At 23.3% G+C, this 1,877-nt stretch carries 2 protein-coding genes; both read right to left on the reverse strand.

What is annotated here, in order from left to right:
• Positions 1–133 precede the first annotated feature (133 nt).
• Positions 134–1,441, reverse strand: coding sequence for an O-antigen ligase family protein (locus I2E98_RS15755; protein ID WP_195469809.1), 1,308 nt, complete (start codon positions 1,439–1,441; stop codon positions 134–136).
• Between the two features lie 13 nt (positions 1,442–1,454).
• A partial coding sequence (locus tag I2E98_RS15760; RefSeq protein ID WP_207737642.1) for a hypothetical protein occupies positions 1,455–1,877 on the reverse strand: 423 nt, incomplete at its 5' end.

The raw sequence follows: 1,877 nt of genomic DNA on the forward strand, positions 1-1,877 counted from the left end.
TTTGGATATTCTTTATTATTTATTCCAAAATCTATATATTCAAACAAGTCAATATCATACTCATTTGTTGGTAATACACTAATTAATTTTGATAATATTGTCTCAACGCCCCCACCGGCTGTTAATGTCCATCCTATAAATAAAATTTTCTTTTTATCATGAGGCTTTTTTTTCCTAACTCATCATTTATTACTTTGCCATTGTATACAATTATTCCTATAACAACTGATAAATATAGATTAGTTACAGCTTCAAATAATACATGTCCACCTAAAATTAAGTGTACTGTTCCAATAAAGAAAGATAATCCTATTAAAACTTCAATTAAATTCCTCTTTATTACCATATTCTTACATACCTTATATGTTGAATATATAAATATACCAACCATAATTATAGTTATTATTATTCCTGAATAATAATATATTGCATTAAAATCCACTTCAATTAGTTGAAATCCTATTTGTGTATCCTTAAGTACATCATTCCCTTGAGTGTTTCCTAATCCAAAAAATAAACTCAAAACTCTATTGCTACTATTAATAACATACTGATGTAGTATCTTTATTTGTGCATCCCTATTACTTACTAAATAACTAAAAAATGTAGGAAATTTAGATCTATTATATGGTAAATTATTTAATATAAATATAATCTGTTTAAAAAATATAATAATTAAAAATATTGCTATACCACTTATGCTACACAATATAGTCATAAACTTTTTAAAATTTATTCTTCTTCTATATCTATCTAATATTATAAAAACTAGTGTACTAACAACTATAAATATAGCTCCTACTACTCCCACCTTAGTTCCAATTAAATTAAGTACTACAGCTCCTGCCAAATATAAAATTAAATATTTTTTCTCCTTAAAATATAAGTATGCAACAGAAACTATTGGAAGTTGAATAAGTAATGTTGCAGTAATTGCATTTTGAGCATTAAATAATCCTTTAATTCCAAATCTACTACTAGTTCCATAAGTACTTAATCCTAACCCTAATACACTTGGAAGAACTATTCCCATAACTATTATTAATGTTGCTATGGATATAGCCTTAACCAAATCTTTAACTTTAACTCTATTATTCTTTAATAGCTCATATGTGGCGAATATATATACAATAATTGATATTATCTTTGCATCATATCCAAAATTACTAACTAAACTAGAATTTAATCCTCTTATTATATAAATCAACTCATTAATTGCTAAAATTCCGCCAAAAGTAACTATATACTTAAAATATTTCTTTAAGTTAAAAGAATAGAGCAAATAGAAAATAAATCCAATCCTAACAGCTTGATTTATGGGTATAGTAACCTGAATATAATATTCTGTTAAAGTATAAATAATATCTAAAATTGGATTTAATGCTATAAATAATAAAAATATATGTTCTTTACTTATTTTTCTTTTACTTGTTACTTCCATACTACTCCTTATTCTAATTATTTAATAAACTTATCTTTACTGTTAGATTTCTTAAAAACTCTTCTCTACTATATTTATTAAATAATAAATTTAAACTAAATGCTAAAATTGAATTAATAGATTTTTTATTTTTTAATTTAGTGCTTACTTCTTTATAATTATTAAATTGACTTACATATTTATTTTTTTCATTTATGTCTACTTCTCTAGTTCTATCTAAAATACTTTCATAAAGATTTATATCATTATTTTTAATACTTCTATTAAAAGCTTCTCTTACTAATCTTGCATTTAAATATTGCTCATATATATTTGATTTTGTAATTCCACTTTCTCGAACTCTTACATCTAAAAGATATTCATCTATAGTAATTATTTTAAATCCATTTATAGCCGTTCTACATAAGAAATCATAATCTTCTACATAATCCCTATG

It is taken from the genome of Clostridium sp. D43t1_170807_H7 (genome assembly GCF_015555905.1).
In the GTDB taxonomy this organism is placed as follows: domain Bacteria; phylum Bacillota; class Clostridia; order Clostridiales; family Clostridiaceae; genus Clostridium.